This is a genomic window from Sphingomonas sp. STIS6.2, assembly GCF_000732685.2.
GTDB lineage: Bacteria > Pseudomonadota > Alphaproteobacteria > Sphingomonadales > Sphingomonadaceae > Sphingomonas > Sphingomonas aerolata.
The window spans coordinates 459,311-482,949 of record NZ_JPDP02000041.1 but is presented as its reverse complement, the minus strand read 5'-3'; the positions used below and the strand labels follow the sequence as shown (position 1 = coordinate 482,949).

General features: G+C 64.1%; 34 protein-coding genes. All 34 read right to left on the bottom strand.

Going from position 1 to position 23,639, the window contains the following annotated elements; all coding sequences use genetic code 11:
- Window positions 1–84 precede the first annotated feature (84 nt).
- The 34 genes from sphst_RS08520 to tuf all read right to left on the bottom strand — a co-directional run bounded on the left by sphst_RS08520 (window position 85) and on the right by tuf (window position 23,597).
- Window positions 85–1,701, bottom strand: a complete 1,617-nt coding sequence (locus sphst_RS08520) for a carboxylesterase/lipase family protein (protein ID WP_107045397.1) — start codon at window positions 1,699–1,701, stop codon at window positions 85–87.
- A 107-nt stretch (window positions 1,702–1,808) separates the two neighbouring features.
- Window positions 1,809–3,365 carry a glutamine-hydrolyzing GMP synthase gene (gene guaA / locus sphst_RS08515; protein ID WP_107045396.1) on the bottom strand — a complete coding sequence of 519 codons (1,557 nt, stop codon included), beginning with the start codon at window positions 3,363–3,365 and terminating at the stop codon, window positions 1,809–1,811.
- Between the two features lie 94 nt (window positions 3,366–3,459).
- Entirely contained in the window at window positions 3,460–3,882 is a 423-nt protein-coding gene (gene rplQ / locus sphst_RS08510; protein WP_031395235.1) for a 50S ribosomal protein L17, read from the bottom strand.
- A gap of 252 nt (window positions 3,883–4,134) precedes the next feature.
- On the bottom strand, window positions 4,135–5,205 hold the full coding sequence (locus sphst_RS08505; protein WP_031395236.1) for a DNA-directed RNA polymerase subunit alpha: 1,071 nt from the start codon (window positions 5,203–5,205) through the stop codon (window positions 4,135–4,137).
- Window positions 5,206–5,305: 100 nt separating this feature from the next.
- Window positions 5,306–5,695, bottom strand: coding sequence for a 30S ribosomal protein S11 (rpsK, locus tag sphst_RS08500; RefSeq protein ID WP_031395237.1), 390 nt, complete (start codon window positions 5,693–5,695; stop codon window positions 5,306–5,308).
- Window positions 5,696–5,779: 84 nt separating this feature from the next.
- Window positions 5,780–6,148: a 30S ribosomal protein S13 gene (rpsM, locus tag sphst_RS08495; protein WP_031395238.1), complete on the bottom strand. Its 369-nt coding sequence runs from the start codon at window positions 6,146–6,148 to the stop codon at window positions 5,780–5,782.
- Window positions 6,149–6,363: 215 nt separating this feature from the next.
- Window positions 6,364–6,597 (bottom strand): hypothetical protein, encoded by a 234-nt coding sequence (locus sphst_RS08490; protein WP_031395239.1) that lies wholly within the window; start codon window positions 6,595–6,597, stop codon window positions 6,364–6,366.
- Between the two features lie 49 nt (window positions 6,598–6,646).
- Window positions 6,647–7,990 carry a sensor histidine kinase gene (locus sphst_RS08485; protein ID WP_031395240.1) on the bottom strand — a complete coding sequence of 448 codons (1,344 nt, stop codon included), beginning with the start codon at window positions 7,988–7,990 and terminating at the stop codon, window positions 6,647–6,649.
- A gap of 6 nt (window positions 7,991–7,996) precedes the next feature.
- A complete protein-coding gene (locus sphst_RS08480) occupies window positions 7,997–8,689 on the bottom strand; it encodes a winged helix-turn-helix domain-containing protein (RefSeq protein ID WP_031395241.1) in 693 nt (230 codons plus the stop codon).
- Window positions 8,690–8,899: 210 nt separating this feature from the next.
- Complete coding sequence (locus sphst_RS08475) at window positions 8,900–9,550, bottom strand: adenylate kinase (protein ID WP_037529375.1); 651 nt, start codon at window positions 9,548–9,550, stop codon at window positions 8,900–8,902.
- A 51-nt stretch (window positions 9,551–9,601) separates the two neighbouring features.
- The gene (secY, locus tag sphst_RS08470) at window positions 9,602–10,966 is read right to left on the bottom strand and encodes a preprotein translocase subunit SecY (RefSeq protein ID WP_031393745.1); all 1,365 of its coding nucleotides are present in this window, start codon (window positions 10,964–10,966) and stop codon (window positions 9,602–9,604) included.
- Window positions 10,967–11,290: 324 nt separating this feature from the next.
- Window positions 11,291–11,833 carry a 50S ribosomal protein L15 gene (rplO, locus tag sphst_RS08465; protein WP_031393746.1) on the bottom strand — a complete coding sequence of 181 codons (543 nt, stop codon included), beginning with the start codon at window positions 11,831–11,833 and terminating at the stop codon, window positions 11,291–11,293.
- Window positions 11,834–11,950: 117 nt separating this feature from the next.
- Window positions 11,951–12,127, bottom strand: a complete 177-nt coding sequence (gene rpmD, locus sphst_RS08460) for a 50S ribosomal protein L30 (protein ID WP_031393747.1) — start codon at window positions 12,125–12,127, stop codon at window positions 11,951–11,953.
- A gap of 6 nt (window positions 12,128–12,133) precedes the next feature.
- The gene (gene rpsE / locus sphst_RS08455; protein ID WP_043156692.1) at window positions 12,134–12,925 is read right to left on the bottom strand and encodes a 30S ribosomal protein S5; all 792 of its coding nucleotides are present in this window, start codon (window positions 12,923–12,925) and stop codon (window positions 12,134–12,136) included.
- A gap of 3 nt (window positions 12,926–12,928) precedes the next feature.
- Window positions 12,929–13,285, bottom strand: coding sequence for a 50S ribosomal protein L18 (gene rplR, locus sphst_RS08450; RefSeq protein ID WP_031393749.1), 357 nt, complete (start codon window positions 13,283–13,285; stop codon window positions 12,929–12,931).
- Complete coding sequence (gene rplF / locus sphst_RS08445) at window positions 13,285–13,818, bottom strand: 50S ribosomal protein L6 (protein WP_031393750.1); 534 nt, start codon at window positions 13,816–13,818, stop codon at window positions 13,285–13,287. Before rplF ends, rplR begins: the two co-directional genes overlap by 1 nt.
- Window positions 13,818–14,213: a 30S ribosomal protein S8 gene (gene rpsH / locus sphst_RS08440; RefSeq protein ID WP_031393751.1), complete on the bottom strand. Its 396-nt coding sequence runs from the start codon at window positions 14,211–14,213 to the stop codon at window positions 13,818–13,820. Before rpsH ends, rplF begins: the two co-directional genes overlap by 1 nt.
- Before the next feature lie 10 nt (window positions 14,214–14,223).
- Window positions 14,224–14,529 carry a 30S ribosomal protein S14 gene (rpsN, locus tag sphst_RS08435; protein ID WP_031393752.1) on the bottom strand — a complete coding sequence of 102 codons (306 nt, stop codon included), beginning with the start codon at window positions 14,527–14,529 and terminating at the stop codon, window positions 14,224–14,226.
- Window positions 14,530–14,594: 65 nt separating this feature from the next.
- Entirely contained in the window at window positions 14,595–15,209 is a 615-nt protein-coding gene (rplE, locus tag sphst_RS08430; RefSeq protein WP_042466294.1) for a 50S ribosomal protein L5, read from the bottom strand.
- On the bottom strand, window positions 15,202–15,519 hold the full coding sequence (rplX, locus tag sphst_RS08425) for a 50S ribosomal protein L24 (protein ID WP_031393754.1): 318 nt from the start codon (window positions 15,517–15,519) through the stop codon (window positions 15,202–15,204). The genes rplE and rplX overlap by 8 nt, the downstream gene beginning before the upstream one ends.
- Entirely contained in the window at window positions 15,519–15,887 is a 369-nt protein-coding gene (rplN, locus tag sphst_RS08420) for a 50S ribosomal protein L14 (RefSeq protein ID WP_031393755.1), read from the bottom strand. Before rplN ends, rplX begins: the two co-directional genes overlap by 1 nt.
- 164 nt (window positions 15,888–16,051) lie before the next feature.
- Complete coding sequence (rpsQ, locus tag sphst_RS08415; RefSeq protein WP_031393756.1) at window positions 16,052–16,324, bottom strand: 30S ribosomal protein S17; 273 nt, start codon at window positions 16,322–16,324, stop codon at window positions 16,052–16,054.
- A 10-nt stretch (window positions 16,325–16,334) separates the two neighbouring features.
- Window positions 16,335–16,541 (bottom strand): 50S ribosomal protein L29, encoded by a 207-nt coding sequence (gene rpmC, locus sphst_RS08410; RefSeq protein WP_031393757.1) that lies wholly within the window; start codon window positions 16,539–16,541, stop codon window positions 16,335–16,337.
- A gap of 4 nt (window positions 16,542–16,545) precedes the next feature.
- The gene (rplP, locus tag sphst_RS08405) at window positions 16,546–16,980 is read right to left on the bottom strand and encodes a 50S ribosomal protein L16 (RefSeq protein WP_031393758.1); all 435 of its coding nucleotides are present in this window, start codon (window positions 16,978–16,980) and stop codon (window positions 16,546–16,548) included.
- 15 nt (window positions 16,981–16,995) lie between these two features.
- The gene (gene rpsC, locus sphst_RS08400; RefSeq protein WP_031393759.1) at window positions 16,996–17,703 is read right to left on the bottom strand and encodes a 30S ribosomal protein S3; all 708 of its coding nucleotides are present in this window, start codon (window positions 17,701–17,703) and stop codon (window positions 16,996–16,998) included.
- Window positions 17,703–18,080 (bottom strand): 50S ribosomal protein L22, encoded by a 378-nt coding sequence (gene rplV / locus sphst_RS08395; RefSeq protein WP_037529220.1) that lies wholly within the window; start codon window positions 18,078–18,080, stop codon window positions 17,703–17,705. The genes rpsC and rplV overlap by 1 nt, the downstream gene beginning before the upstream one ends.
- Window positions 18,080–18,355, bottom strand: a complete 276-nt coding sequence (gene rpsS / locus sphst_RS08390; protein ID WP_031393761.1) for a 30S ribosomal protein S19 — start codon at window positions 18,353–18,355, stop codon at window positions 18,080–18,082. Before rpsS ends, rplV begins: the two co-directional genes overlap by 1 nt.
- Before the next feature lies 1 nt (window position 18,356).
- On the bottom strand, window positions 18,357–19,196 hold the full coding sequence (rplB, locus tag sphst_RS08385) for a 50S ribosomal protein L2 (RefSeq protein ID WP_031393762.1): 840 nt from the start codon (window positions 19,194–19,196) through the stop codon (window positions 18,357–18,359).
- 4 nt (window positions 19,197–19,200) lie between these two features.
- Complete coding sequence (locus tag sphst_RS08380; protein WP_031393763.1) at window positions 19,201–19,515, bottom strand: 50S ribosomal protein L23; 315 nt, start codon at window positions 19,513–19,515, stop codon at window positions 19,201–19,203.
- Entirely contained in the window at window positions 19,508–20,134 is a 627-nt protein-coding gene (gene rplD / locus sphst_RS08375) for a 50S ribosomal protein L4 (RefSeq protein WP_031393764.1), read from the bottom strand. The genes sphst_RS08380 and rplD overlap by 8 nt, the downstream gene beginning before the upstream one ends.
- Before the next feature lie 2 nt (window positions 20,135–20,136).
- A complete protein-coding gene (gene rplC / locus sphst_RS08370; RefSeq protein ID WP_031393765.1) occupies window positions 20,137–20,883 on the bottom strand; it encodes a 50S ribosomal protein L3 in 747 nt (248 codons plus the stop codon).
- A gap of 287 nt (window positions 20,884–21,170) precedes the next feature.
- On the bottom strand, window positions 21,171–21,479 hold the full coding sequence (gene rpsJ / locus sphst_RS08365; protein WP_007406109.1) for a 30S ribosomal protein S10: 309 nt from the start codon (window positions 21,477–21,479) through the stop codon (window positions 21,171–21,173).
- 373 nt (window positions 21,480–21,852) lie between these two features.
- Window positions 21,853–22,293, bottom strand: coding sequence for a hypothetical protein (locus sphst_RS08360; RefSeq protein ID WP_159043549.1), 441 nt, complete (start codon window positions 22,291–22,293; stop codon window positions 21,853–21,855).
- Window positions 22,294–22,403: 110 nt separating this feature from the next.
- A complete protein-coding gene (tuf, locus tag sphst_RS08355; protein ID WP_031393767.1) occupies window positions 22,404–23,597 on the bottom strand; it encodes an elongation factor Tu in 1,194 nt (397 codons plus the stop codon).
- Between the last annotated feature and the right edge of the window lie 42 nt (window positions 23,598–23,639).

Genomic DNA, 23,639 nt, shown 5'->3' with positions numbered 1-23,639 from the left:
TTTTCTCGAGCGGGCCGATTCCTTCAGAGAGCGACAGAAGACACGGACGCACGAGCTATGTGCGTGAGCGCTGCGCGGCGTGCCTCAGTGCAGTTCGGGACCTGCTACCACGGCGTCGGCGGCCCCTTGTACCGCATCCAGCCGAGCCTTGAGCGGATCCACGCCGTTGATCGCGCTCGCATCGGCTTGCAGCAGCTGCACGGCGCCCCGGCGTGCGTCGAAGGCCGGCCAGCGCGGTAGTCCCGGCGCGTTAGGATCGCCCTTCCGCACGAAATTGACGACATAGCGGTTGGCGAGCTGCGCGGCGCGGGCATCCTGCGGGGTCAGCGCCGCGCCGTATTTCGCGGCAACCGTGTCGAAGAAATACGGGATGTCCGTGGCATGCGGCGCGCCCGACCAGTCCTTGCGCATCGATTGCGCGACATAACCGAAGCGATAGAGATAGGCGGGCTGCCCCGCGCGCTGCGTCTCCTGCGCGACGAGCCGCGCGGGTTCGTGCATCAGGCGGTCGCGTCCTACCTCGGGACCGACCGCGGCAAGTTCCTGCGCGCCCGCGGGATCATAGGCGGCGCGGGCGGCGTCGGCCTGCGCACCGAAGCTGGCGAACAGCCCCTGCTTGGACGTCTCGCCAAAGCCCGCAATATCCGCATCGGTGGTCCCGACCATCATCGGTACCGCCATCGCGGTCCCCCGCCGCATCGCTCCGTCGGTCGTGCCGACCACGACGCGGCCATCGACGATCGGTCCGCCGGCATAGGTCGGCACATCCACCGGGCCCCGATAGGCAAGGTTCAACTCGCCGCGCACCTGCTCGGCGGGCAAGGCGCGAAGCGACGCGAGCGTTTCCGCATCAGATCGTCCCGTAATGCCCTGGGCCGTCGCAAAGTTGACGCCGATCGTCTCGGCCGAAGGCCTGCCGCCCGCCTCACCGCGAAGCGGCACGCCACCGATCAATGTCCGCCCGCCGCCCGACATCACGATCGCCCGCGCGAACAGCCCCTTCGCCATCGGTGACGCCATCAGGTTCAAAACCGAAGCGCCCCCTGCCGATTCACCCATCAGCGTGACCTGCGCCGGATCGCCCCCGAATTTTGCGATGTTCGCCCGCACCCATTGCAACGCCGCAATCTGGTCGAGCAGCGCATAGTTGCCGAGCGGTCCCTCGTTCGCCGCGCTCAGCGCGGGATGCGCGAAAAAGCCGAACCGTCCGAGCCGGTAGTTGAAGCTGACGAACACGACGTCCTGCCGTGCGAACGCCGACCCGTCATAGACCGCAGGCGACGACCCGCCATTCACGAACCCGCCGCCATAGATCCAGACCAGCACGGGTTTAGGCGCCGCTGACGCCGCCGGACGCCAGACGTTGAGGACGAGACAATCCTCCGCCGGCGTCGTGCCGAGCGGCGCCGCATCGCTCGGAAAGGGCAGTTGCATGCAGTCATGCCCGAAACGGTCCGCGGCGCGCACGCCCGACCATTTCTGCACCGGCTGCGGCGCCCGCCAGCGCAAGGGGCCGACCGGCGGCGCTGCAAAGGCTATGCCCTTGAAGACCGCGACGCCTGCGGCCGTCGTGCCGGTCACCGACCCGCCCTCGACCTGGACCGCGGGCGTCACGCCCTGCGCCGCACCTGTGCCCGGGACCATCGCGGCAACACACGTCATCACGGTCGCCAGCGCCGTCGACGCCCTCTGCATGCTCATCACCGCTCTCCCCCGGTCCTGCTTGTCTACGAGGGAATGGAGCACCCGCGCCCATCCTGCAATCGGGGAAACCGCTCAGGCGAAGAGGCGCACGCCGCCCATGGGGCTCACTCCCACTCGATCGTGCCGGGTGGCTTCGACGTATAATCGTAGGTGACGCGGTTGATGCCCTTGACCTCGTTGATGATCCGGGTCGCCACGCGCGGCAGGAAATCTCCCGGGAACTGGAACGCCTGCGCGGTCATCCCGTCGGTCGAGGTCACGGCGCGCAGGGCGAGGACGTTATCGTAGGTTCGACCGTCGCCCATCACGCCGACGCTGCGCACGGGCAGCAGCACCGCGAACGCCTGCCAGATCGTGTCGTAGAGCCCCGCCGCGCGGATTTCCTCGAGGTAGATCGCATCCGCCTTGCGCAGGATGTCGCAGCGTTCCTTGGTGACTTCGCCGGGGATGCGGATCGCGAGGCCGGGTCCGGGGAACGGATGACGGCCAACGAAGATTTCCGGCAGCCCGAGCTCGCGACCAAGCGCGCGGACCTCGTCCTTGAACAGCTCACGCAAGGGCTCGACAAGCTTCATGTTCATCCGCTCGGGCAGACCGCCGACATTGTGGTGGCTCTTGATCGTTACCGACGGCCCGCCGGTGAAGCTGACGCTCTCGATCACGTCGGGATAGAGCGTACCCTGAGCCAGGAACTCGGCCCCACCCAGTTTCTTGGCCTCGGCATCGAACACGTCGATGAAGGTCTTGCCGATGAACTTGCGCTTCAGCTCGGGGTCGGTGATCCCGGCGAGGCCGCTGAGGAACAGCTCCTCGACGTTCACATGGATGAGCGGAATGTTGTAGGCGCCGCGGAACAGGCTGACGACCTGCTCGCTCTCGCCCGCGCGCATCAGCCCGTGATCGACATAGACGCAGGTGAGCTGCTCGCCGATCGCCTCATGGATCAGAACTGCCGCCACCGCCGAATCGACGCCGCCCGACAGGCCGCAGATGACCCTGCCCTTACCCACTTGCGCGCGGATCTCGGCGATCTTGGTCTCGCGGAACTCGGCCATCGTCCAGTCGCCGCTGAGACCGCAGACGTGCCGCGCGAAGTTCGCGATCAGCTTGCCGCCATCGGGCGTGTGGACGACCTCGGGGTGGAACTGCACGCCGTAGAAGCGCCGCGCCTCGTCCGCGACGATCGCATAGGGGGCACCGGTCGATACCGCGACGGGGGTGAAGCCCGGCGGGATCGTGTCGACCTTGTCGCCATGGCTCATCCAGACCTGATGCCGCTCGCCCTCGGCCCACAGCCCGTCGAACAACGCGCAAGGCGACTTCACCTCGACGAACGCGCTGCCGAATTCGCCGCCGTCACCCGAGACGATCACGTTGCCGCCGAGCTGTGCGGACATGACCTGCTGGCCGTAGCAGATGCCGAGGATCGGGATCCCCGCCTCGAAGAAATGCTGCGGCACCCGGGGGCTGTTCTCGGTCGTGACCGAGGCGGGGCCACCCGACAGGATGATCCCCTTTGGCTGCATCCGTTCGAACGCGGCCGCGGCGGACTGGAAGGGGGCGATCTCGCTATAGACGCCCGCCTCGCGCACGCGGCGGGCGATCAGCTGGGTTACCTGGCTGCCGAAATCGACGATGAGAATGCTGTCTGGGTGCTCCATGTCGGGCGCATAGCCGGATGGAACCCGTAACGAAAGAGGCCGCGCCTCCCGGATGGGAAACGCGGCCTGCAATTCGACTAACGAGAGGCGGGAATTATGCCGCTTCGTTGTAATCCTCGTCCGACATCACCGGACCCGAATCCTGGCCCTTCGCCGAGACGTCGCGGTCGACGAACTCGATGACGGCCATCGGCGAGGCGTCCGACATGCGGATGCCGGCCTTGATGACGCGGGTATAGCCGCCGTTGCGATCCGCATAACGGGTCGCCAGAACGTCGAACAGCTTCACCAGCTGGGCGTCGTCGAGCAGCTTGCCGTGCGCGAGACGACGGTTGGACAGGCCACCCTTCTTCGCGAGCGTGATCAGCTTCTCGATGTAAGGACGCAGTTCCTTCGCCTTGGCGACGGTGGTGGTGATCTGCTCGTGCTTGATGAGCGCGGCGCTCATGTTGCGGAACAGAGCAAGACGGTGGGCCGAGGTCCGCTGAAGCTTACGGCCGCCTACGCGATGGCGCATGTTTAATACCTTTTCGTTCGTTCAGGGGCCGTATGAGGTACCCGGGAGCTGGTCGCCGTTAAGGCCGGCGACCGTTGCCTTCGTAAAGACGGCAAGGACGGGTTTCGTCAATCACGAAACCCGCACCTTGCCCATTTTGTCTTCAGCCGTGTGGCGACCCGGCAAAGCCGTGTCGTCGAACGGGTCGGTCGAAACCGACCCGCCGGCCGGGCTGTCTGGTCTCCGGTGCAGCATGGCTGCCCCGGTGCCAGATCAGCCCATGATTTCCTGCTCGAGCTTCTTGGCCATCTCTTCGATGTTCTCAGGCGGCCAGCCCGGGATTTCCATGCCCAGGCGAAGACCCATCGACGACAGCACTTCCTTGATCTCGTTCAAGGACTTGCGGCCGAAGTTAGGCGTGCGCAGCATCTCGGCTTCGGTCTTTCCGACCAGATCGCCGATATAGATGATGTTGTCGTTCTTGAGGCAGTTCGCCGAACGCACCGACAGCTCGAGCTCGTCGACCTTCTTGAGAAGGTACCGATTGATCTGCTGCGTGTCGCCTGCGGGCTCCGCACCACCGGCAGCGGGTGCTGCCTGGCCGATCGGGGCCGACGAACGGGTGACCGACGAATCGTCGAAGTGCACGAACAGCGCGAGCTGGTCCTGGAGAATGCGACCGGCATAGCCGACTGCGTCTTCCGGGGTGATCGTGCCGTCGGTTTCGATCGTCAGCGTCAGCTTGTCGTAATCCAGGTCCTGACCGACGCGGGTCGGGTCGACCTTGTACGACACCTGACGTACCGGCGAGTAGAGCGCATCGACCGGGATCAGACCGATCGGCGCGTCGGCCGGGCGGTTTGCGGTCGCGGGCACGTAACCCTTACCGATGTCGGCGGTCAGCTCCATGTTGAGCGTCGCACCCTCATCGAGATGGCAGATCACGAGATCCTTGTTCATGATCTCGATGTCGCCCGAGACGGCGATGTCGCCGGCCTTGACTTCACCCGGACCCGTTGCCGAGAGCTGGAGGCGCTTGGGCCCCTCGCCTTGCATGCGGATCGCGATCTGCTTCACGTTGAGGACGATGTCGGTCACGTCCTCGCGGACGCCGGCCAGAGACGAGAACTCATGCAGCACGTTCTCGATCTTGATCGAGGTCACGGCCGCGCCCTGCAGCGACGAAAGCAACACGCGACGCAGCGCGTTGCCGAGCGTCAGGCCGAAGCCACGCTCGAGCGGCTCGGCGATGAAGGTCGCCTTGCGCTTGGTGTCGCCACCGGCCTTTTTCTCCAGGCCGCTGGGCTTCTTGAGTTCCTGCCAGTTCTTTGCGTTGACAGACACTTGCTTCCCCTAATTTGGGGGCCGGCGGACAGGACGTCCACCGGCCATGAATATGCACCCGTGCCGCGCGATCAACCGCGCACGGGCAACGTCGGAGAAATCAGACGCGACGACGCTTCGAAGGACGAACGCCGTTGTGCGGGATCGAGGTCACGTCGCGGATCGACGTGATCTGGAAACCGACCGCCTGCAGCGCGCGCAGTGCCGACTCGCGGCCCGAACCGGGGCCCTTCACTTCGACTTCGATCGTCCGGACGCCGTGCTCGGCGGCCTTCTTGCCCGCGTCTTCCGCTGCGACCTGCGCCGCGTACGGAGTCGACTTGCGCGAGCCCTTGAAGCCCATTGCGCCGGCCGACGACCACGAGATCGCGTTGCCCTGGGCATCGGTGATCGTGATCATGGTGTTGTTGAAGCTGGCATTCACGTGTGCGACGCCAGAGGTGATGTTCTTGCGCTCGCGCCGCTTAATGCGCTGAGGTTCGCGTGCCATGGTGTATTTCCTGACCTGTATCTGCGTGACGCCGGGCGGTCCCTCGGGACCAGCGCCGGCGGAGTAATCCGGTGTTGAGTCGGATTACTTCTTCTTGCCGGCGATCGGCTTAGCCTTGCCCTTGCGGGTGCGCGCATTGGTGTGCGTACGCTGGCCGCGGACCGGCAGGCCCTTACGGTGACGAAGACCACGATAGCAGGCGAGATCCATCAGGCGCTTGATGTTCATCGACACTTGGCGACGCAGATCGCCTTCGACGGTGTAGTCGGCGTCGATCGCCTCACGGATGTGCAGCACTTCCTGGTCGGTCAGGTCCTGAACTCGTGCGGTGTCGGCAATGCCGAGCTTCGCGACGATTTCCTTGGCCTTGGTCGAACCGATGCCGTGAATATAGGTCAGCGCGATCACCACGCGCTTGTTGGTCGGGATATTAACACCCGCGATACGTGCCATGAACTTGGTTCTCCTGCTCCACGAGGTCCGGCATGGCTGCACGGCCCTCATCTCCTAGCGATGATCCGAAACGCACGATAACGGCGAACGCAAAAGAGCGCCGCCGGGAACCGTCGTATCGGGGAGGTCGAATTAGGCGCGCGCTAACGAACTGTCAAGCCGCGGGTTCCGCCGCCCGCGTGATGCGCCCCTGCGATGCGTGAAGTGCGACCGCGTCAGGGCCGGGGCTCGGCCACCCGTCGCATCACGATCCAGCGCCGCAGCGCGACGACGAACCAGATCAGCTCGACCAGCCCGAACGGCCATGCCCCCTGCAGGAAGCCATAGGCCGATCCGAACAAGCATCCAACGGCGAAGCCGAACGTCCACCAATGCGATCCCGATTCCTTGGCATAGCACAGCAGGGTGAAGGAGACTGCGGCAAGCCCGAAGAGCGAAAGTGCGTCCATCGGCCGCCTCTTGCCGCGTCCGCACACACAAAGCCATCCCCGCGCGCGGTCAGACCGGCAGGACGATCCGCGCGACGAGGCCGGGCGCATTGTCCCCCAGTTCGAACCGCCCGTCATGCAGCCGCGCAACCGCCTCGACCAGCGCCATGCCCAGCCCCGCCCCCGGGGTCGTGCGTGCGCTGTCGAGTCGCCCGAATCGCTTGAGCGCCTGTGCACGGTCCGCCACCGCGATCCCTGGCCCGCGATCCTCGACCTGGATCACGACGCCATCACCGCGCTCGATCAGGCGCAGCGTCACCGTTCCGCCACTGGCACCATGCCGCAGCGCGTTGTCGATCATGTTGGTGATCGCCTGGCTCAGCAGTTCGCGGTGCAGTGCCATGGCCGGTGGCCGATCGTCGATCGCCACGACGAAGCTCAGGCCGGCATCCTCGGCGACCGGGGCATAGAGCTCACCGATCTCCTCGAGCAGGTTCGCAGGCGACACCTGGATGAACCGGTCGCGCGATACCGAGCCCGACCGGCTGATCTCGATCACCATCGTCAGCATCCGCATGACCAGGTCGGTCTCGGTCAGCAGCCCGCCCAATGCCACTTCACGCGCGTCGGGGTCCGCGATCAGCACCGCCTGCTCGGTCTTGGTCCGCAACCGTGCCAGCGGCGAGCGCAGGTCGTGCGCCAGGCTGTCGGTCACGACGCGCAGCTCGGCCATCACCCCCTCAAGCTTGCTGAGCATAACGTTCAGCCGCGCGGCCAGCCGGTCGAACGCGTCACCGCCACCCGCGACCACGGCCACACGGCGTGACAGGTCCCCCTCGCCCGCGGCCTCGACGACGCTCGCTATCCCGTCGAGACGCCGACCGACATAGCGCGCGAGCACGAGCCCCCCGACGATGCCAAGCGCGAGCGAGAGGGTGATGGCGAAGGCCAGCGCGCGCTCCATCGCACGTTCCTCCGCCGCGATCAGATCGAGGTTGCGGCCCGTCAGCAGCCATTGCCGGCCGATCGGGTACAGGGCGTACCCCGTCTCGCGCGCGTTCCACAACGCGTCGTCGCCAAGCCGGGCGATCCTGAAGCGGGTCATCCGCAGCGGCACGGCCAGCCTCGCAGGCGCGACTCCCTGGACGGTTCGTCCGTCCGCGTCGACGAGCGCGAGTACCAGCGAGACGTCGCCGGGGCTCACCGCCTCGCCGATCGCCTGGCGCAGTTCGGGAATACCGCCAACTTGCCAGACGGTGCGCAGCGCATCGGACTGTTCGGTGGTCTCGCGCCGGATCGCATCGATTGCATCGGCGCTGGTCTGTTTCCAAACGAAGCCGATCAGCGCGAGGTTGGACACCAGCGACAGCATGATCGCGAGCAGCGCGATCCGCGCGGTGACCGACAGGCGCATCGCGGTTCAGCCCTCCACGGCGAGCCGGTATCCTGCCCCGCGTACCGTATGGAGGATCGGCGTCGGGAACCCGTCCTCGAGCTTGCGCCGCAACCGCCCGATATGGACGTCGACGACGTTCGATCCCGGATCGAAATGATAATTCCAGATCTTCTCGAGCATCATCGTCCGCGTCACGACCTGCCCCGCATGCCGGGCGAGGAATTCGAGCAGGTTGAATTCACGCGCGCCCAGCGGGATCGTGTGCCCGCCGCGCGACACGACGCGTGAAAGCAGGTCGATCTCGAGATCGCCGACCGACAGCTTGGTTTTTTGCGGATCGCTCGCGAGGCGGTCCGACCGGCGCACCAGTGCCTCGACGCGCGCCGACAGTTCCGCGAACGAGAAGGGTTTGCACAGATAGTCGTCGGCCCCGGCCTTCAGCCCGTCGACGCGGTGGTCGACCGCCGCGAGCGCGGAGAGGATGAGAACCGGGGTGACGATGCCGGCCGCGCGGACCGCGCTGACCATGGCGAGGCCGTCCAGCCCCGGCAGCATCCGGTCGGCGATGATCAGGTCGAAGATCCCCTCGCTCGCGAGGAACAGTCCGTCACGCCCATCGCCACAGGTCTCGACGGCATAACCCGCTTCGGTCAGCCCCTTGGCAAGATAGCTCGCGGTCGAGACATCATCTTCGACAATCAGGATCTTGCGGTTCACGGCGTCATCGCTTTCCCCTGTCCCATAACGGAAAGGCCGGCGGAAATCACTTCCCGCCGGCCCCCACGGTACCCCCGGGAGTGACGGGCACCGATCTCTGGAAACTCGTGCCGCTCTTTCGGGCGACACGCGTCTCTTAGGATCGGGCACTCGACAGGGGGATGACCCGAACATGACAAACCTGTCATGTTCGGGTCGGTGAACGTCTAATCAGCGGTCGTCGAGGATCGCCGCGATCGCGACACCGACATGGCCGATGTCCGCCATCCCGTCGACGCGACGTACAAGCCCGCGCGCATCGTAGATCGGCAGGATCGGCGCGGTCTTGGCGCGATATTCGGCCATCCGCGTCTTGACGGTTTCGGCATTGTCGTCGGGACGGCGCTTGAACTCGGTCGAGCCACACACGTCGCAGACCCCGGCAACCGCCGGCTGCTTGAACCGATCGTGATAACCGGCGCCGCAGTTCGCGCAGGTGTACCGCCCAACCACACGGTCGATCAGCGCGGCTTCGTCAACGCCAAGCTCGATCACGTAGTCGAGCGTGCGACCGCGAGCCGCAAGCAGCCCGTCGAGCGCCTCGGCCTGGGCCGCGGTGCGCGGATAGCCGTCGAAGATCACGCCGTTTGCGGTATCGGGCTGGTCGAGCCGCTCACCGATGATGCCCGACACGATGTCGTCGCTGACCAGGCCCCCGGCGGCCATCACGGCTTTCGCCTGAAGGCCGACGGGCGATTCCGCGGCGACCGCAGCGCGCAGCATGTCGCCGGTCGACAGCTGGACCATGCCGCGTTCGGCCACGAGCGTCGCGGCCTGCGTGCCCTTGCCCGCGCCGGGCGGGCCAAGAAGGATGATATTCACGAAACGCACTCCCCTCGTTCGTGCAGGATTATAAACCGGTAACCCCGCAACTTAGCGAAGTCGACCGCCCTTCAGCTTCGCCTTCTTGATCAGGTCGCCATATTGATGCGCGAGCAGATGGCTCTGGATCTGTGTCACCGTATCCATCGTCACGTTGACGACGATCAGCAGGCTGGTCCCGCCGAGATAGAAGGGGATCGACAGCGCCGTGACCAGATATTCGGGCAGCAGGCAGATGATCGTCAGATAGGCGGCACCGATGACGGTGATGCGCGTCAGAACATAATCGAAGTAGTTCTCGGTGTTCTTGCCCGGACGGATGCCGGGGATGAACCCGCCATGCCGCTTCAGATTGTCCGCCGTCTCTTCGGGATTGAACACGATCGCGGTGTAGAAGAACGAGAAGAAGATGATGCCGGCGCCGTAGAGCAGCATGTAAACAGGGCTGCCGTGCTGCAGATACTGGTTGAGCGTGATGATGAAATCGCCCCACTGCGACTCACCCGCAACGCGCTGTCCGGCGAACTGCGAGATCGTCAGCGGCATCAGCAGCAGCGACGAGGCGAAGATCGGCGGGATGACGCCCGCGGTATTGATCTTCAGCGGCAGATGGCTGCGATCCGCCTGCATCCCGCGCTGCGTCTGGCGCTTGGGATACTGGATCAGGATGCGGCGCTGTGCGCGCTCCATGAAGCAGATGAACAGGACGAGCAGGACAACCGCGACGATGATGCCGATCAGCTTGATCGGGTCGAGGCTGCCCGAACGGCCGCCCTCGAGCAGGTTGACCAGCGTCGTCGGCAGATGCGCGACGATGCCCGCCATGATGATCAACGAGACGCCGTTGCCGATGCCGCGGCTGGTGATCTGCTCACCGAGCCACATCAGGAACATCGTGCCGCCGATCAGCGAGATGACCGCCGCGATACGGAAGGTCATGCCCGGCTCGATCACCGCGGCGATGCCCTGGTTCGCGCCGAGCGTCTCGAGCCCGACGGCGATGAAATAGCCCTGCACCGCGGTCAGGCCGACCGTGCCGTAGCGGGTATACTGGTTCAGGCGCTTGCGGCCCGATTCGCCGTCCTTCTTGATCGCGGCGAGCGTGGGGCTCAGCGAGGTCGCGAGCTGCACCACGATCGAGGCGGTGATGTAGGGCATCACACCGAGTGCGATCAGCGACATGCGGCTGAGCGAACCACCCGAGAAGGTGTTGAAGAAGTCGAGCACGCCGCCCTGCGTCTGCTGCGACAGCAGCCCCAGCGCGGTCGGGTCGACACCCGGCAACGGGACATAGCTGAGCAGGCGGAAGACGATCAGGGCGCCGATCGTGAACCACAACCGCTTCTTGAGATCGGTCGCCTTGGCGAATTTGGACAGGCTGACGCTTTGCGCCATCTGGTCGGCTGCGGATGCCATACGTGTGATCGTCCTGGAAACAAAGAAGGCGGGAAGCGTTGTGACCGCCCCCGCCGCTCATATAGGCGCAGGAGCGCGCTTGTCTAATGCCTAGGTGCGTTATGCGAGCCCGAGGGGCGCTCGGTCGCCCCCTGCCCCGTTCGTCCTGAGCGAAGTCGAAGGACGTTGCCCCAGGTGACGTACCCTTCGACTACGCTCAGGGCGAACGGAGGAAGGGTGGTCCCGAAAAACGGGCGGGTCGGAAGCGGGCGACAGGAAGCCGCCAGGTCAGGCAAATAAAAAAAGGGGCCGGCGCTCTCGCACCCGCCCCCTTTCTTGTTCGGCTCAGGCCTTGAACGACGCCTTGTGCGCCGCACGCTCCTTGTACTTCACGCCCTTCTTGGCGGCAGCCTTCTCGGCTGCGGGGACGAAGTGGATCACCTCGACCTTGCCGCCGATCTTCTCGACCGCCTCGATCGCACCCTTCGACGCGCCGTCGACGGTGAACGAAAGGACCGTGGTCAGCTCACCCTTGGCGAGGAGGCGGACGCCGTCCTTGCCGCCACGTGCCAGGCCAGCGGCCTTGAGCGCGTTGTGGTCGAGCGTGGCGTTCGCCTCGATCTTGCCGGCATCGACCGCGAGCTGGATCGCGCCGAGGTTGACCTCTGCGAAGTCCTTGCGGAAGATGTTGTTGAAGCCGCGCTTAGGCAGACGCATGTGGAGCGGCATCTGGCCGCCTTCGAAGCCGGCGATGGACACGCCCTCGCGGCTCTTCTGGCCCTTCTGGCCGCGGCCGCCGGTCTTGCCCTTGCCCGAGCCGATGCCGCGTCCGACGCGCATCTTGGACTTACGGGCACCTTCGTTATCGCGGAGTTCGTTGAGCTTCATGGTAATGCACTCGCTTTCGCTTGTTACGCGCTGGTTGAAAAACCGGGGTTGGATTCTGGAATAAGAAAGGGGGCCGTTAGCCCCCTTTCCCGTATTTGTCACGTGGGTCGTGAAGGCTCAGCCTTCGACCGACACCATGTGTTGCACCTTGCGGATCATGCCGCGGACCTCTGGGCTGTCTTCCAGCTCGCGGGTCTTGTGCATCTTGTTCAGGCCGAGACCGACCAGCGTTGCGCGCTGGTCCTTCTCGCGGCGGATCGGCGAACCGGTCTGCGTGATCTTGATGGTAGCCATGATCGCTTACTCCGTGATCGCAGCTGCATCGGCCTCGGCGGTCTTCGAACCACCATGGCCGAGCAGGTCGGCGATCTTCTTGCCGCGACGCTGTGCGACGGCCTTGGGCGAGGTCTGCTCGCCAAGGGCTTCGAACGTTGCGCGGATCATGTTGTAGGGGTTCGACGTGCCGACCGACTTGGTCACGACGTCTGCAACGCCCAGCGACTCGAAGACGGCGCGCATCGGGCCACCGGCGATGATGCCCGTACCCTGAGGCGCCGACCGCAGCGTGACCTTGCCGGCACCGAAGTGACCGTTGCCGTCATGATGCAGCGTGCGACCGTCCTTGAGCGGAACGCGAACCATCTTCTTCTTGGCAGCTGCCGTCGCCTTCGAAATGGCTTCCGGCACTTCGCGTGCCTTGCCATGACCGAAGCCTGCACGGCCCTTGCCGTCGCCGACGACGACGAGTGCTGCAAAGCCGAAGCGCTTGCCGCCCTTGACCGTCTTCGAGACGCGGTTGATGTGCACCAGCTTCTCGATCAGCTCTTCGCCGCCATCGTCCGAACCCGGACGACCGCCACGATTGTCACGACCGCCACGACCGCCATCGCGACCACCACGGTTGCCACCGGGGCCACCGCCACGGTTGCCGCCGGGGCCACCACGACCGCCACCGCCGCCGCCACCCGGACGACCACGGCCACCGCCGCTGTTGCCCTGGTATCCGGTGCTCTGGGGCACGTTCTGAGCCGTGACGTCCTGTGCGGTCGTCTCGGGTGCGATTACCGCTGGCGTGTTGTTTTCGTCAGCCATGTCTTAGAACTCCAATCCGGCTTCGCGCGCGGCATCGGCAAGAGCCTTCACGCGACCGTGGTAGAGGAAGCCGCCGCGATCGAACACGACCTGGGTCACGCCCGCTGCCTTGGCAGCCTCGGCGACCCGCTTGCCGACCGAAGTCGCCGCGTCGATGTTGGCGCCGGACGTGCCGCGCACGTCCTTCTCCAGCGTCGAGGCCGAAGCCACCGTCGTGCCGGCGGCATCGTCGATCACCTGGGCATAGATGTGCTTGCCCGAGCGATGCACGGACAGGCGCGGACGGGTGCCGGCGCGTGCGCGCAGCGCGGTACGGTTGCGGCGACGCCGCTTGGCGAAAAGAGAAAGTCCCTTGGTCATTACTTCTTCTTCCCTTCCTTGCGGAAGATGAACTCGCCGTCGTACTTGATGCCCTTGCCCTTGTACGGCTCGGGCTTGCGCCACTGACGAATCTCCGCGGCCAGCTGGCCAACCATCTGCTTGTCCGAACCCGAGATCTCGATCGTCGTGTTGTCCGGCGTCTTCACCTCGATGCCCTCGGGCACGTCGATGTTGACGTCATGGCTGTAGCCAAGCTGCAGCTTGAGGTTGCGACCCTGGGCTGCGGCACGATAGCCGACGCCGCTGATCAGCAGCTTCTTGGTGAAGCCTTCCGACACGCCGGTGACCAGGTTCTGCACCATGGTCCGCTGCATGCCCCAGAACGCGCGAGCGCGCTTGGTGTCGTTGGCCGGCTGCACCGAAATGCCGCCGTCTTCGATCGTGTAGCTGATCTCGTCGCGAAGCGGCATCTTCAGGGTCCCCTTGGGGCCCTTCATCGTCAGCTGCTTACCCTCGATCGTCGGCGTGATGCCCGCCGGTACGGTGACCGGCTTCTTACCAATACGGCTCATCAGAACACCTCCGCGAGGACTTCGCCGCCGACGTTCTGCTCACGTGCTTCGGAATCCGAAAGCACGCCGCGGGGCGTCGAGACGATGGTGATGCCGAGGCCGTTACGGACGCGGGGAAGTTCCTGCGAGCCGGAATAGACGCGACGGCCGGGCTTCGAGACGCGCGCGACATGCTTGATCGCAGGCTGGCCCTCGAAATACTTCAGCTCGATGCGAAGGCCGGCCGCGGGGCCCATCTGCTCTTCGCTATAGCCACGGATATAGCCTTCACGCTGCAGAACGTCGAGCACGCGGACGCGCAGCTTCGACGCCGGAGTCAGGACGGAGTCCTTCTTCGCGCGCTGGCCATTACGGATACGGGTGAGCAAATCACCCAGGGGATCGGTCACTGCCATGATGTAGTCCTTACCAGCTCGACTTCGTGACGCCGGGGATCAGGCCCTTGTTGGCCAGATCGCGCAGCTGAATACGGCAGAGCCGGAACTTGCGGTAATAGGCGCGCGGGCGACCGGTCAGCTCGCACCGGTTACGGATGCGGGTCGGGTTCGCGTTGCGCGGGATTGCCGCCATCTTGAGGCGAGCGATCAGACGCTCACCATCGTCGAGCGTCTTGTCCGCTGCGATTGCCTTCAGTGCCGCGTACTTCGGGGCATACTGCTTGACCATGCGCTTGCGGCGCTCGTTCTTGTTGACTGAACTCAGTTTCGCCATCGACTTAAGTTCTTTCTTTCCTGAAGCGCCGCCCGTGACACGAGGTCAGGGGCGGCGGTTGGTAGTTAAGCTGCCTTCTTCTCGTCGGCAGCGTCGTCTTCGATCGGGAACGGGAAGCCGAAGAGACGGAGAAGCTCGCGAGCCTCGTCGTCGGTCTTGGCGGTCGTCGTCACGATCACATCCATGCCGCGGACCTTGTCGACCCGGTCATAGCTGATTTCTGGGAACACGATCTGCTCCTTGATACCGCAGGCATAGTTGCCACGGCCATCGAAGCTCTTCGGGTTGAGACCGCGGAAATCGCGGACGCGGGGAAGAGCGATCGTGATGAAACGGTCGAGAAACTCGTACATGCGCTCGCGGCGAAGGGTAACCTTCACGCCGATCGGCATGCCCTCACGCAGCTTGAACTGCGCGATCGACTTCTTGGCCTTGGTCACGACGGGCTTCTGGCCGGCGATCAGCTCCATTTCCTGGGCTGCCTGGTCGACCTTCTTCTTGTCCTGCGTCGCCTCGCCGACACCCATGTTCAGCACGATCTTGTCGATCCGGGGGATCTCCATGACGTTCTTGTAGCCGAACTTTTCGGTCATCGCCTTGATGATCGTCTCATCATACATCTTCCGCATGCGCGGCGTGTAGGCGGCCTCGGTGCCAGCGGCGGTGTTCTGATCAACCATTGATCTTCTCCCCGGTCTTGACGGCCACGCGGACCTTCTTGCCATCCTGCTCCTCGAAGCGGACGCGGGTCGGCTTGCCGTCGGCGGTCACGTGCGCGACCTTCGAGACGTGCATCGGTGCTTCCTTGCGGACCAGGCCACCCTGTGGGTCACCCTGGGTCGGCTTGGTGTGGCGCACGGCGATGTTCACGCCCGAGACGACGACCTTGTCGGTCTTCGGCATCGACATCGTGACTTCGCCGGTCTTGCCCTTGTCCTTGCCGGACAGGATGATGACCTTGTCGCCCTTCTTGATACGCTGCGACGCCATTACAGCACCTCCGGCGCAAGGCTGATGATCTTCATGTGCTTCTTGCCCCGCAGCTCGCGAACGACTGGGCCAAAGATACGGGTGCCGATCGGCTCCTCGTTCTTGTTGACCAGCACCGCGGCGTTGCCGTCGAAGCGGATGACCGTACCGTCTGCACGGCGGATATCCTTGGCGGTACGAACGATCACCGCGCGGTGAACGTCGCCCTTCTTCACGCGGCCCCGTGGCTGCGCTTCCTTGATGCTGACGACGATGATGTCGCCAACGCCTGCAACACGACGCTTGGAACCCCCAAGCACCTTGATGCACTGCACCCGCTTCGCGCCGCTGTTGTCAGCGACGTCGAGATTGGACTGCATCTGGATCATGGATCCGTATCCCTTCTCTGTCTCTGGGGTCGATACCGACCGAACCCCGCCTAAAAAATCACCCCGCCGCGGACGAATCCGCAACGGGGAGGAGCGGCCGCTTAGCCGTTCCCGTTTACGAAAACAAGAGCGCAGGGAGTTGCCCCCCTGCCCTCATGTTTGATTCAGCCCTCGGCCGAAGCCCGCTCCGGCGTCGCGTGGGTGTTGACCCGCTCGATCACCTTCCAGGTCTTCAGCTTGGAGATCGGTGCGGTCTCTTCGATCCGCACGGTCTCGCCCTGCTTGAACTCGTTGCTCTCGTCATGAGCATGATACTTCTTTGAGCGACGGATGATCTTCCCGTAGAGCGGGTGCTTCACCTTACGCTCGACGTTCACGACCACCGTCTTGTCGCCCTTGTCGGACACGACCAGACCGGTCAGCACGCGCTTCGGCATGATGTGTTCCTTACTTCGCGGCGTCAGCGCTGGTGCGCTGAGCCTGCAGGGTCTTGATGCGAGCGATGTCGCGGCGGACCTCACGAACGCGGCTCGGCTTTTCGAGCTGGTTCGTGGCGGCCTGGAAGCGCAGGTTGAACTGCTCGCGCTTCAGTTCGCCAAGCGACTCCGACAGCTGGTCGTCGCTCTTGGCCTTCATGTCGTCGATACGAGCCATGATCTTACTCGCCTCCCAGATGCGAGGTGTCGCCCAGACGGGCAACGACCTTTACCTTGATCGGCAGCTTCATGGCCGCCCGCTCGAATGCCTCGGCGGCAATCTTGCCGTCGACGCCGTCGAGCTCGAACAGGATCCGACCCGGCTTGACGCGAGCGGCCCAATATTCCGGCGCACCCTTGCCCTTACCCATGCGGACTTCGGCTGGCTTTCCCGAGACCGGAAGGTCTGGGAAAATGCGGATCCACAAACGCCCCTGGCGCTTCATGTGACGCGTGATCGCGCGGCGGGCCGCCTCGATCTGGCGTGCGGTGATCCGGTCGGGCTCCATGGCCTTCAGGCCGTAGGAGCCGAAATTGAGCGAGAAGCCACTCTTGGCGTCGCCCGAAATCTTGCCCTTGAAGGCCTTCCGGAACTTGGTCTTTTTTGGTTGCAGCATGTCTGTTCCTGCCCCTTAGCGACGATCGTCGCGCTGCGGCCGCACGCCGGAGGTCTGAGCCTCCATCATGATGCGGTCGTACGACGTCGGATCGTTGCCGAGAATCTCGCCCTTGAAGACCCAGACCTTCACGCCGCAAACGCCATAAGACGTATGAGCCGTAGCCTCGGCATAATCGATGTTCGCGCGCAGCGTGTGCAACGGAACCCGACCCTCACGATAGCTCTCCGACCGTGCGATCTCGGCGCCGCCAAGACGGCCGCCGCAGTTCACGCGGATGCCTTCGGCACCGAGACGCATCGCCGACTGGACCGCACGCTTCATGGCGCGACGGAAGGCGATACGACGCTCGAGCTGATCGGCGATGCCCTGCGCGACGAGACGCGCATCGACTTCCGGCTTGCGGATCTCGACGATGTTCAGCGACACGGTCGACGACGTCATCTTGCCGATCGTCGAACGCAGCTTCTCGATGTCCGCACCCTTCTTGCCAATGATCACGCCGGGGCGTGCAGCGAAGATGGAGATGCGGGCCAGCTTGGCCGGACGCTCGATCACAACCTTGGAGATCGCGGCCTGCGGCAGCGTCTTCATGATATATGCGCGGATCTTGAGATCCTCGAGCAGGAGCCGACCATAGTCGGCGCCTTCGGCGTACCAGCGGCTATCCCAGGTACGGTTGATCTGCAGACGCAGACCGATGGGGTTGCTCTTCTGACCCATTATGCTTCTTCCTGCTCGCGCACGACGATGCGCAGACGGCTGAATGGCTTGAGGATGCGGGTCGACTTGCCGCGGCCGCGGGTCGCGAAGCGCTTCATCGTGATCGACTTGCCAACCGATGCCTCGGCGACGACCAGCGAGTCGACGTCGAGGTTGTGGTTGTTCTCCGCATTGGCGATGGCCGAGGCCAGCACCTTGCGGGCTTCGATCGCCATGCCCTTGGTCGAGAAGGCGAGGATGTTCATCGCATCCCCGACCTTCTTGCCACGGATGAGCGCAGCCACGAGGCCGAGCTTCTGTGCGGAACCGCGAATCTGCGTACCGACCGAAAGCGCCTCGTTGTCCGCGACCTTGCGCGGGCTGACTTGCTTAGACATCAGCGCTTGCCCTTCTTGTCGGCGGAGTGGCCGGGGAAGTAGCGCGTGGGCGCGAACTCGCCCAGCTTCATCCCGACCATGTCCTCGTTGACCGAGACCGGCACGAACTTGCGGCCGTTATAGACGTTGAACGTGAGGCCCACGAACGACGGCAGGATCGTCGAGCGACGCGACCAGGTCTTGATCGGCGAACGCGCGTTGGTGTCCTGGGCGGTTTCTGCCTTCTTGAGCAGATGAAGGTCCACGAACGGACCCTTCCAGACTGAACGAGCCATGTTAGCCCTTCCTCTTCGTCGAATGACGCGACCGGATGATCATCTTGTCGGTCGATTTGTTGTGACGCGTGCGCGCACCCTTCGTCGGCTTGCCCCACGGCGTGACCGGATGACGGCCACCCGAGGTGCGGCCTTCACCACCGCCGTGCGGATGGTCGACCGGGTTCTTGGCGACGCCGCGCGTCAGCGGACGAATACCAAGCCAGCGCGAACGCCCTGCCTTGCCCAGGTTCTGGTTCTGGTTGTCGGGGTTCGAAACCGCGCCAACCGTCGCCATGCAATCGCTGCGGATGTAGCGCTGCTCGCCCGAGTTCAGGCGGACCATCACCATGCCCTTGTCGCGACCGACGACCTGCACATACGTGCCGGCCGAACGGGCGATCTGGCCACCCTTCATCGGCTTCATCTCCACATTGTGGACGATGGTGCCGACCGGCATCTGACCGAGTTCCATGGCATTGCCTGGCTTCACGTCGGTCTTCTTGGCCGCGAGGACCTTGTCGCCGACGGCCAGACGCTGCGGCGCCAGGATGTAGGCGAGCTCTTCGTCCGGGTACTTGACCAGGGCGATGAACGCGGTGCGGTTGGGATCATACTCGATCCGCTCGACAGTGCCTTCGACGTCCCACTTACGACGCTTGAAGTCGATGTAGCGGTACTTCTGCTTGTGACCACCGGCGATGCCGCGCGAGGTCACGTGACCCTTGTTGTTACGACCGCCGGTCTTGTGCTTGCCTTCGGTCAGCGCCTTGACGGGCTTGCCCTTCCAGAGCGACGACTTGTCGACCAGGATGAGACCGCGGCGTGCCGGCGATGTCGGATTATAATGCTTGAGTGCCATCGCCTCAGATCCCCGTCGTCACGTCGATGGACTGACCGTCCTTCAACGTCACGATTGCCTTTTTCATGTCCGAGCGCGAGTAGTTCGTGCCCTTCCACTTCTTGGTCTTGCCCTTCTGGACGAGCGTGTTCACGCCGACGACGTTCACGTCGAACAGCGCCTCTACGGCCGCCTTGATCTCGGGCTTCGTGGCGTCGTTGGACACCTTGAACACCACCGCGTTGTGCTCCGACAGGGTCGTCGTCTTCTCGGTGATGTGCGGGGCCAGGATAACGTCGTAATGACGATTATCGATGCCCGCCTTCTGCTTCTTAGCCATGGAAGCGCGCCTCCAGCTTTTCGACAGCGGCGCGCGTCAGCACCAGCGTGTCATGCTTCAGGATGTCGTAAACGTTGGCGCCGGCTGCCGGCATCACGTTCACTTCGTACAGGTTGCCCGCAGCGAATGCGAAGCTGGTGTCGACCATGTCGCCGTCGATGACGAGCGCACGCTTGCCGAAGCCGAGCTTGGCGAGATCGCCCTGCAGCGTCTTGGTCTTGCCACCCTCGACAGCCAGGCTGTCCATGATGACCAGCGAACCCGCCTTGGCGTGGCTGCTGAGCGCCATGCGCAGACCGAGCGCGCGAACCTTCTTGTTCAGCGACGGGTTGAAGTCACGGACGCGAGCGCCGTGAGCCTTACCACCACCGATGAACACGGGCGCGCGGCGATCGCCGTGACGTGCCGTACCGCCGCCCTTCTGGCGACCGAACTTCTTGCCGGTGCGAGCGACGTCTGCGCGCTCACGGGTGCCACGAGCCGTCTCGCGACGCTTCTCGAGCTGCCAGGTGACCACACGGTGCAGGATGTCGGCGCGCGGATCGAGACCGAAGATCTCGTCGTTGAGCTCGATGTCCGCGCCCTCGGTGCCGGCGAAAGATGAAAGCTTGATCTTCACGCTCAGCCCTCCTGGCCGTCGGCTGCAGGTGCGTCGGTCGTTTCGGCCGGCGTGTCTGCTGCGGTGTTGCTGTTGACGGTCTTGAGACCGGCGGGGAACGGTGCGTCGGCGTGGCGCGCGACCTTCACCGAGTCCTTGACGAAGAGCCAGCCGCCCTTGGAGCCAGGAACCGAACCCTTGACGAACAGGAGACCACGCTCGACGTCCGTCGATACGATCTCGAGGTTCTGCTGGGTGCGATACTTGTCGCCCATGTGGCCGGCCATCTTCTTGTTCTTGAAGACCTTGCCCGGATCCTGGCGCTGACCGGTCGAACCGAGCGAACGGTGCGAGACCGACACGCCGTGGGTTGCCCGCAGACCGCCGAAGCCCCAGCGCTTCATGCCGCCCTGGAAGCCCTTACCCTGGGTCTTGCCCTGGATATCGACGATCTGGCCTGCGACATAATGGTCGGCCGAGATCTCGGCGCCAACGTCGAGCAGGCCGTCTGCGTTCACACGGAACTCATGGACGACAGCCTTGGGCTCCACTTCGGCCTTGCCGAAATGGCCGCGCTGCGGCTTTGCGACATTCTTCGACTTGGCAACGCCTGCACCAAGCTGGACGGCGGTGTAGCCGTCACGATCCATTTCGCGAACGGAAATGACCTGATTGCCTTCGAGTGCCAGAACGGTGACCGGCACGTGCCGACCATCTTCCTGGAACAGGCGGGTCATCCCCATTTTCTTCGCGATCACGCCAGTACGCATGATCTTGTCCCTTCCTAGACAGAGGCCCCGTCGGACTATTCCTCGGGGGCTTGCGGACCATGTCCGGAGCGAGCTCCATGATGCATCCACCTGACCCCATCCCCGGCAAAAGCCCTGAATGGAGTCGGATCAACCCGGTAAATACGAAACGCGCCCCGTCCCGGGCTGGTGTTCCTGCGAGCGCAGGAACGTGACGGGGGACGCTGCCCCGTCGGTTTGCACCGACGGCGGTATCCCAATGTCGAACGGCGCGGGACCGTTACCGGTCGACCGCGCCGCGCTCGCCCTTAGGCGAGCTTGATCTCGACGTCAACGCCAGCGGCGAGGTCCAGCTTCATCAGCGCATCGACCGTCTGCGGCGTCGGCTGGACGATATCCAGCATACGCTTGTACGTGCGCACCTCGAACTGCTCGCGCGACTTCTTGTCGATGTGCGGGCCGCGGTTCACGGTGAATTTTTCGATGCGCGTCGGAAGGGGAATCGGACCGCGGATGAGCGCGCCGGTGCGGCGTGCGGTGTCGGCGATGTCGCCGGTGGCCTGATCGAGCACACGGTGATCGAACGCCTTCAGACGAATGCGGATATTGCTGTCCATAGTCCCTACCGATGCGAAAGAGCGGGCCCGTTTCCGGGCTCTTGCTGGTTGATGTTTAAACCGAAGGCGGGCCATTACGGGAGAGTCGGTTGAAATGCAACCAGGGCGAGAGCGTTTTCCGGCTCGATCTGTCGAACACCATGCCTACCCATCGGACCTCCCCCGCCAGGGCGAGGTGGCACGCGAAGCGTGACCGAGGGGGTGGCACCACCGCGCCCGCAGCTCATCCCCGTCACCTCACCCCAGGTTGAGCAGCAATAACCGCAAGAGCCCCATCATGCCGCGGCCCCCGCTCTCCCCTCCAACGCCCCGGCGCCACCTCCCCCTAGCGGGGGAGGATCGCAGCCCGGGGCCGCGCGGGGCCGTGCCTAAGCTACCGGCTTTCTAGAACAGCTTCTCCGACTTCACTGTCCATCATCCGAGCGATGCCTAAACGGAAATCCTCAACGTCCGGATAGTTTGTCTGAAACGACCCGCTAACCCGACTACTCCGACGGTGTAGATCGGCGATCACGAAGCTAGCAAGAAGATCGCCCTGCTTGTTCGCCGCCGCAATTTCGATTCGCAGAATGAGGTCGTCACCTTCCTGCATCTCGTAGCCCCACTGCGCGGAGATCGGCGCATCTGTGGCTATGGGAAACGTCGCAAGTGCTTCGCTAAATTCCAGCACATCCTGCCACTGTACCCAAAATCCTCCGCGCCCGGAAAAGCGATCCGTTCGCGCAGATATCGAGAGGTAACCGAAATCGTCACGCGTAAGTTTTGGATCGAAAAAGCTCCGATCGTACGCATACTTTAGGGTGAGGCGGTTCATTGCGGACATATCGCACCTGACCACATTGCCCCGATTTACCAAACACGAAAAAGCCCGGCCTCTCTCGCGAGAAGCCGGGCTCTTCGATCTACTCCCGAAGGAGCGAATGCTTACTTGTCGATCTGGCTGACGACGCCTGCACCGACGGTACGGCCGCCTTCGCGGATCGTGAAGCGCTGGCCCACGTCCATGGCGATCGGTGCGATCAGCTTGATGCCGAGCGACACGTTGTCGCCTGGCATGACCATCTCGGTGCCCTCAGGCAGCTCGACGGTGCCGGTCACGTCCGTCGTACGGAAGTAGAACTGCGGGCGGTAGTTGGCGAAGAACGGCGTGTGACGGCCACCCTCTTCCTTCGACAGCACGTAGACTTCCGAGTTGAAGTCGGTGTGCGGCTTGATCGTGCCTGGCTTGCAGAGCACCTGGCCACGCTCGACTTCGTCACGTGCAACGCCGCGGATCAGCGCGCCGACGTTATCGCCAGCCTGGCCTTGGTCGAGCAGCTTGCGGAACATCTCGACGCCCGTGACGGTCGTCTTGCGGACGGTCGGGTGGATACCGACGATCTCGACTTCCTCGCCAACCTTGACGATGCCGGTCTCGACGCGGCCGGTGACAACCGTACCACGACCCGAGATCGAGAACACGTCCTCGATCGGCATCATGAACGGCTTGTCGAGCGGACGCTCGGGCTGCGGGATGTAGTCGTCGACAGCCTGCATCAGCTCAGTGACGGCGTCGGCGCCGAGCTTCTGGTTCGAACCCGACAGCGCGCAGGTTGCCGAACCCTTGATGACGGGGATGTCGTCGCCCGGGAAGTCGTACGAGCTGAGCAGCTCGCGGATTTCCATCTCGACCAGCTCGAGGATTTCCTCGTCGTCGACCAGATCGACCTTGTTCATGAACACGACCATGGCAGGCACGCCGACCTGGCGTGCGAGCAGGATGTGCTCACGGGTCTGGGGCATCGGGCCATCGGTCGCCGAAACGACGAGGATCGCGCCGTCCATCTGGGCTGCGCCGGTGATCATGTTCTTCACATAATCGGCGTGGCCCGGGCAATCGACGTGTGCGTAGTGACGGTTGGCCGTCTCGTACTCGACGTGTGCGGTCGAGATCGTGATGCCGCGCTCGCGCTCCTCGGGAGCCTTGTCGATGTTTGCGAAGTCGACAGCGGTACCGCCAGTCGTCTCTGCCAGAACCTTCGTGATCGCAGCGGTGAGCGACGTCTTGCCATGATCGACGTGACCGATGGTGCCGATGTTGAGATGCGGCTTGTTCCGCTCAAATTTTGCCTTGGCCATTGTTTCCTACCTTCTGATTCGTATTCCGGTGCCACACCGGGA

What these genes read in the sequence shown, in the direction of transcription:
- sphst_RS08520 (WP_107045397.1), bottom strand. Translation starts at nt 1,701, where the DNA reads ATGAGCATGCAGAGGGCGTCGACGGCGCTGGCGACCGTGATGACGTGT.
- guaA (WP_107045396.1), bottom strand. Translation starts at nt 3,365, where the DNA reads ATGGAGCACCCAGACAGCATTCTCATCGTCGATTTCGGCAGCCAGGTA.
- rplQ (WP_031395235.1), bottom strand. Translation starts at nt 3,882, where the DNA reads ATGCGCCATCGCGTAGGCGGCCGTAAGCTTCAGCGGACCTCGGCCCAC.
- rpsK (WP_031395237.1), bottom strand. Translation starts at nt 5,695, where the DNA reads ATGGCACGCGAACCTCAGCGCATTAAGCGGCGCGAGCGCAAGAACATC.
- rpsM (WP_031395238.1), bottom strand. Translation starts at nt 6,148, where the DNA reads ATGGCACGTATCGCGGGTGTTAATATCCCGACCAACAAGCGCGTGGTG.
- sphst_RS08490 (WP_031395239.1), bottom strand. Translation starts at nt 6,597, where the DNA reads ATGGACGCACTTTCGCTCTTCGGGCTTGCCGCAGTCTCCTTCACCCTG.
- sphst_RS08485 (WP_031395240.1), bottom strand. Translation starts at nt 7,990, where the DNA reads ATGCGCCTGTCGGTCACCGCGCGGATCGCGCTGCTCGCGATCATGCTG.
- secY (WP_031393745.1), bottom strand. Translation starts at nt 10,966, where the DNA reads ATGGCATCCGCAGCCGACCAGATGGCGCAAAGCGTCAGCCTGTCCAAA.
- rplO (WP_031393746.1), bottom strand. Translation starts at nt 11,833, where the DNA reads ATGAAGCTCAACGAACTCCGCGATAACGAAGGTGCCCGTAAGTCCAAG.
- rpmD (WP_031393747.1), bottom strand. Translation starts at nt 12,127, where the DNA reads ATGGCTACCATCAAGATCACGCAGACCGGTTCGCCGATCCGCCGCGAG.
- rpsE (WP_043156692.1), bottom strand. Translation starts at nt 12,925, where the DNA reads ATGGCTGACGAAAACAACACGCCAGCGGTAATCGCACCCGAGACGACC.
- rplR (WP_031393749.1), bottom strand. Translation starts at nt 13,285, where the DNA reads ATGACCAAGGGACTTTCTCTTTTCGCCAAGCGGCGTCGCCGCAACCGT.
- rplF (WP_031393750.1), bottom strand. Translation starts at nt 13,818, where the DNA reads ATGAGCCGTATTGGTAAGAAGCCGGTCACCGTACCGGCGGGCATCACG.
- rpsH (WP_031393751.1), bottom strand. Translation starts at nt 14,213, where the DNA reads ATGGCAGTGACCGATCCCCTGGGTGATTTGCTCACCCGTATCCGTAAT.
- rpsN (WP_031393752.1), bottom strand. Translation starts at nt 14,529, where the DNA reads ATGGCGAAACTGAGTTCAGTCAACAAGAACGAGCGCCGCAAGCGCATG.
- rplE (WP_042466294.1), bottom strand. Translation starts at nt 15,209, where the DNA reads ATGGTTGATCAGAACACCGCCGCTGGCACCGAGGCCGCCTACACGCCG.
- rplX (WP_031393754.1), bottom strand. Translation starts at nt 15,519, where the DNA reads ATGGCGTCGCAGCGTATCAAGAAGGGCGACAAGGTCATCATCCTGTCC.
- rplN (WP_031393755.1), bottom strand. Translation starts at nt 15,887, where the DNA reads ATGATCCAGATGCAGTCCAATCTCGACGTCGCTGACAACAGCGGCGCG.
- rpsQ (WP_031393756.1), bottom strand. Translation starts at nt 16,324, where the DNA reads ATGCCGAAGCGCGTGCTGACCGGTCTGGTCGTGTCCGACAAGGGCGAC.
- rpmC (WP_031393757.1), bottom strand. Translation starts at nt 16,541, where the DNA reads ATGGCTCGTATCGACGACATGAAGGCCAAGAGCGACGACCAGCTGTCG.
- rplP (WP_031393758.1), bottom strand. Translation starts at nt 16,980, where the DNA reads ATGCTGCAACCAAAAAAGACCAAGTTCCGGAAGGCCTTCAAGGGCAAG.
- rpsC (WP_031393759.1), bottom strand. Translation starts at nt 17,703, where the DNA reads ATGGGTCAGAAGAGCAACCCCATCGGTCTGCGTCTGCAGATCAACCGT.
- rplV (WP_037529220.1), bottom strand. Translation starts at nt 18,080, where the DNA reads ATGTCTAAGCAAGTCAGCCCGCGCAAGGTCGCGGACAACGAGGCGCTT.
- rpsS (WP_031393761.1), bottom strand. Translation starts at nt 18,355, where the DNA reads ATGGCTCGTTCAGTCTGGAAGGGTCCGTTCGTGGACCTTCATCTGCTC.
- rplB (WP_031393762.1), bottom strand. Translation starts at nt 19,196, where the DNA reads ATGGCACTCAAGCATTATAATCCGACATCGCCGGCACGCCGCGGTCTC.
- sphst_RS08380 (WP_031393763.1), bottom strand. Translation starts at nt 19,515, where the DNA reads ATGGCTAAGAAGCAGAAGGCGGGCATCGATAATCGTCATTACGACGTT.
- rplC (WP_031393765.1), bottom strand. Translation starts at nt 20,883, where the DNA reads ATGCGTACTGGCGTGATCGCGAAGAAAATGGGGATGACCCGCCTGTTC.
- rpsJ (WP_007406109.1), bottom strand. Translation starts at nt 21,479, where the DNA reads ATGGACAGCAATATCCGCATTCGTCTGAAGGCGTTCGATCACCGTGTG.
- sphst_RS08360 (WP_159043549.1), bottom strand. Translation starts at nt 22,293, where the DNA reads ATGAACCGCCTCACCCTAAAGTATGCGTACGATCGGAGCTTTTTCGAT.
- tuf (WP_031393767.1), bottom strand. Translation starts at nt 23,597, where the DNA reads ATGGCCAAGGCAAAATTTGAGCGGAACAAGCCGCATCTCAACATCGGC.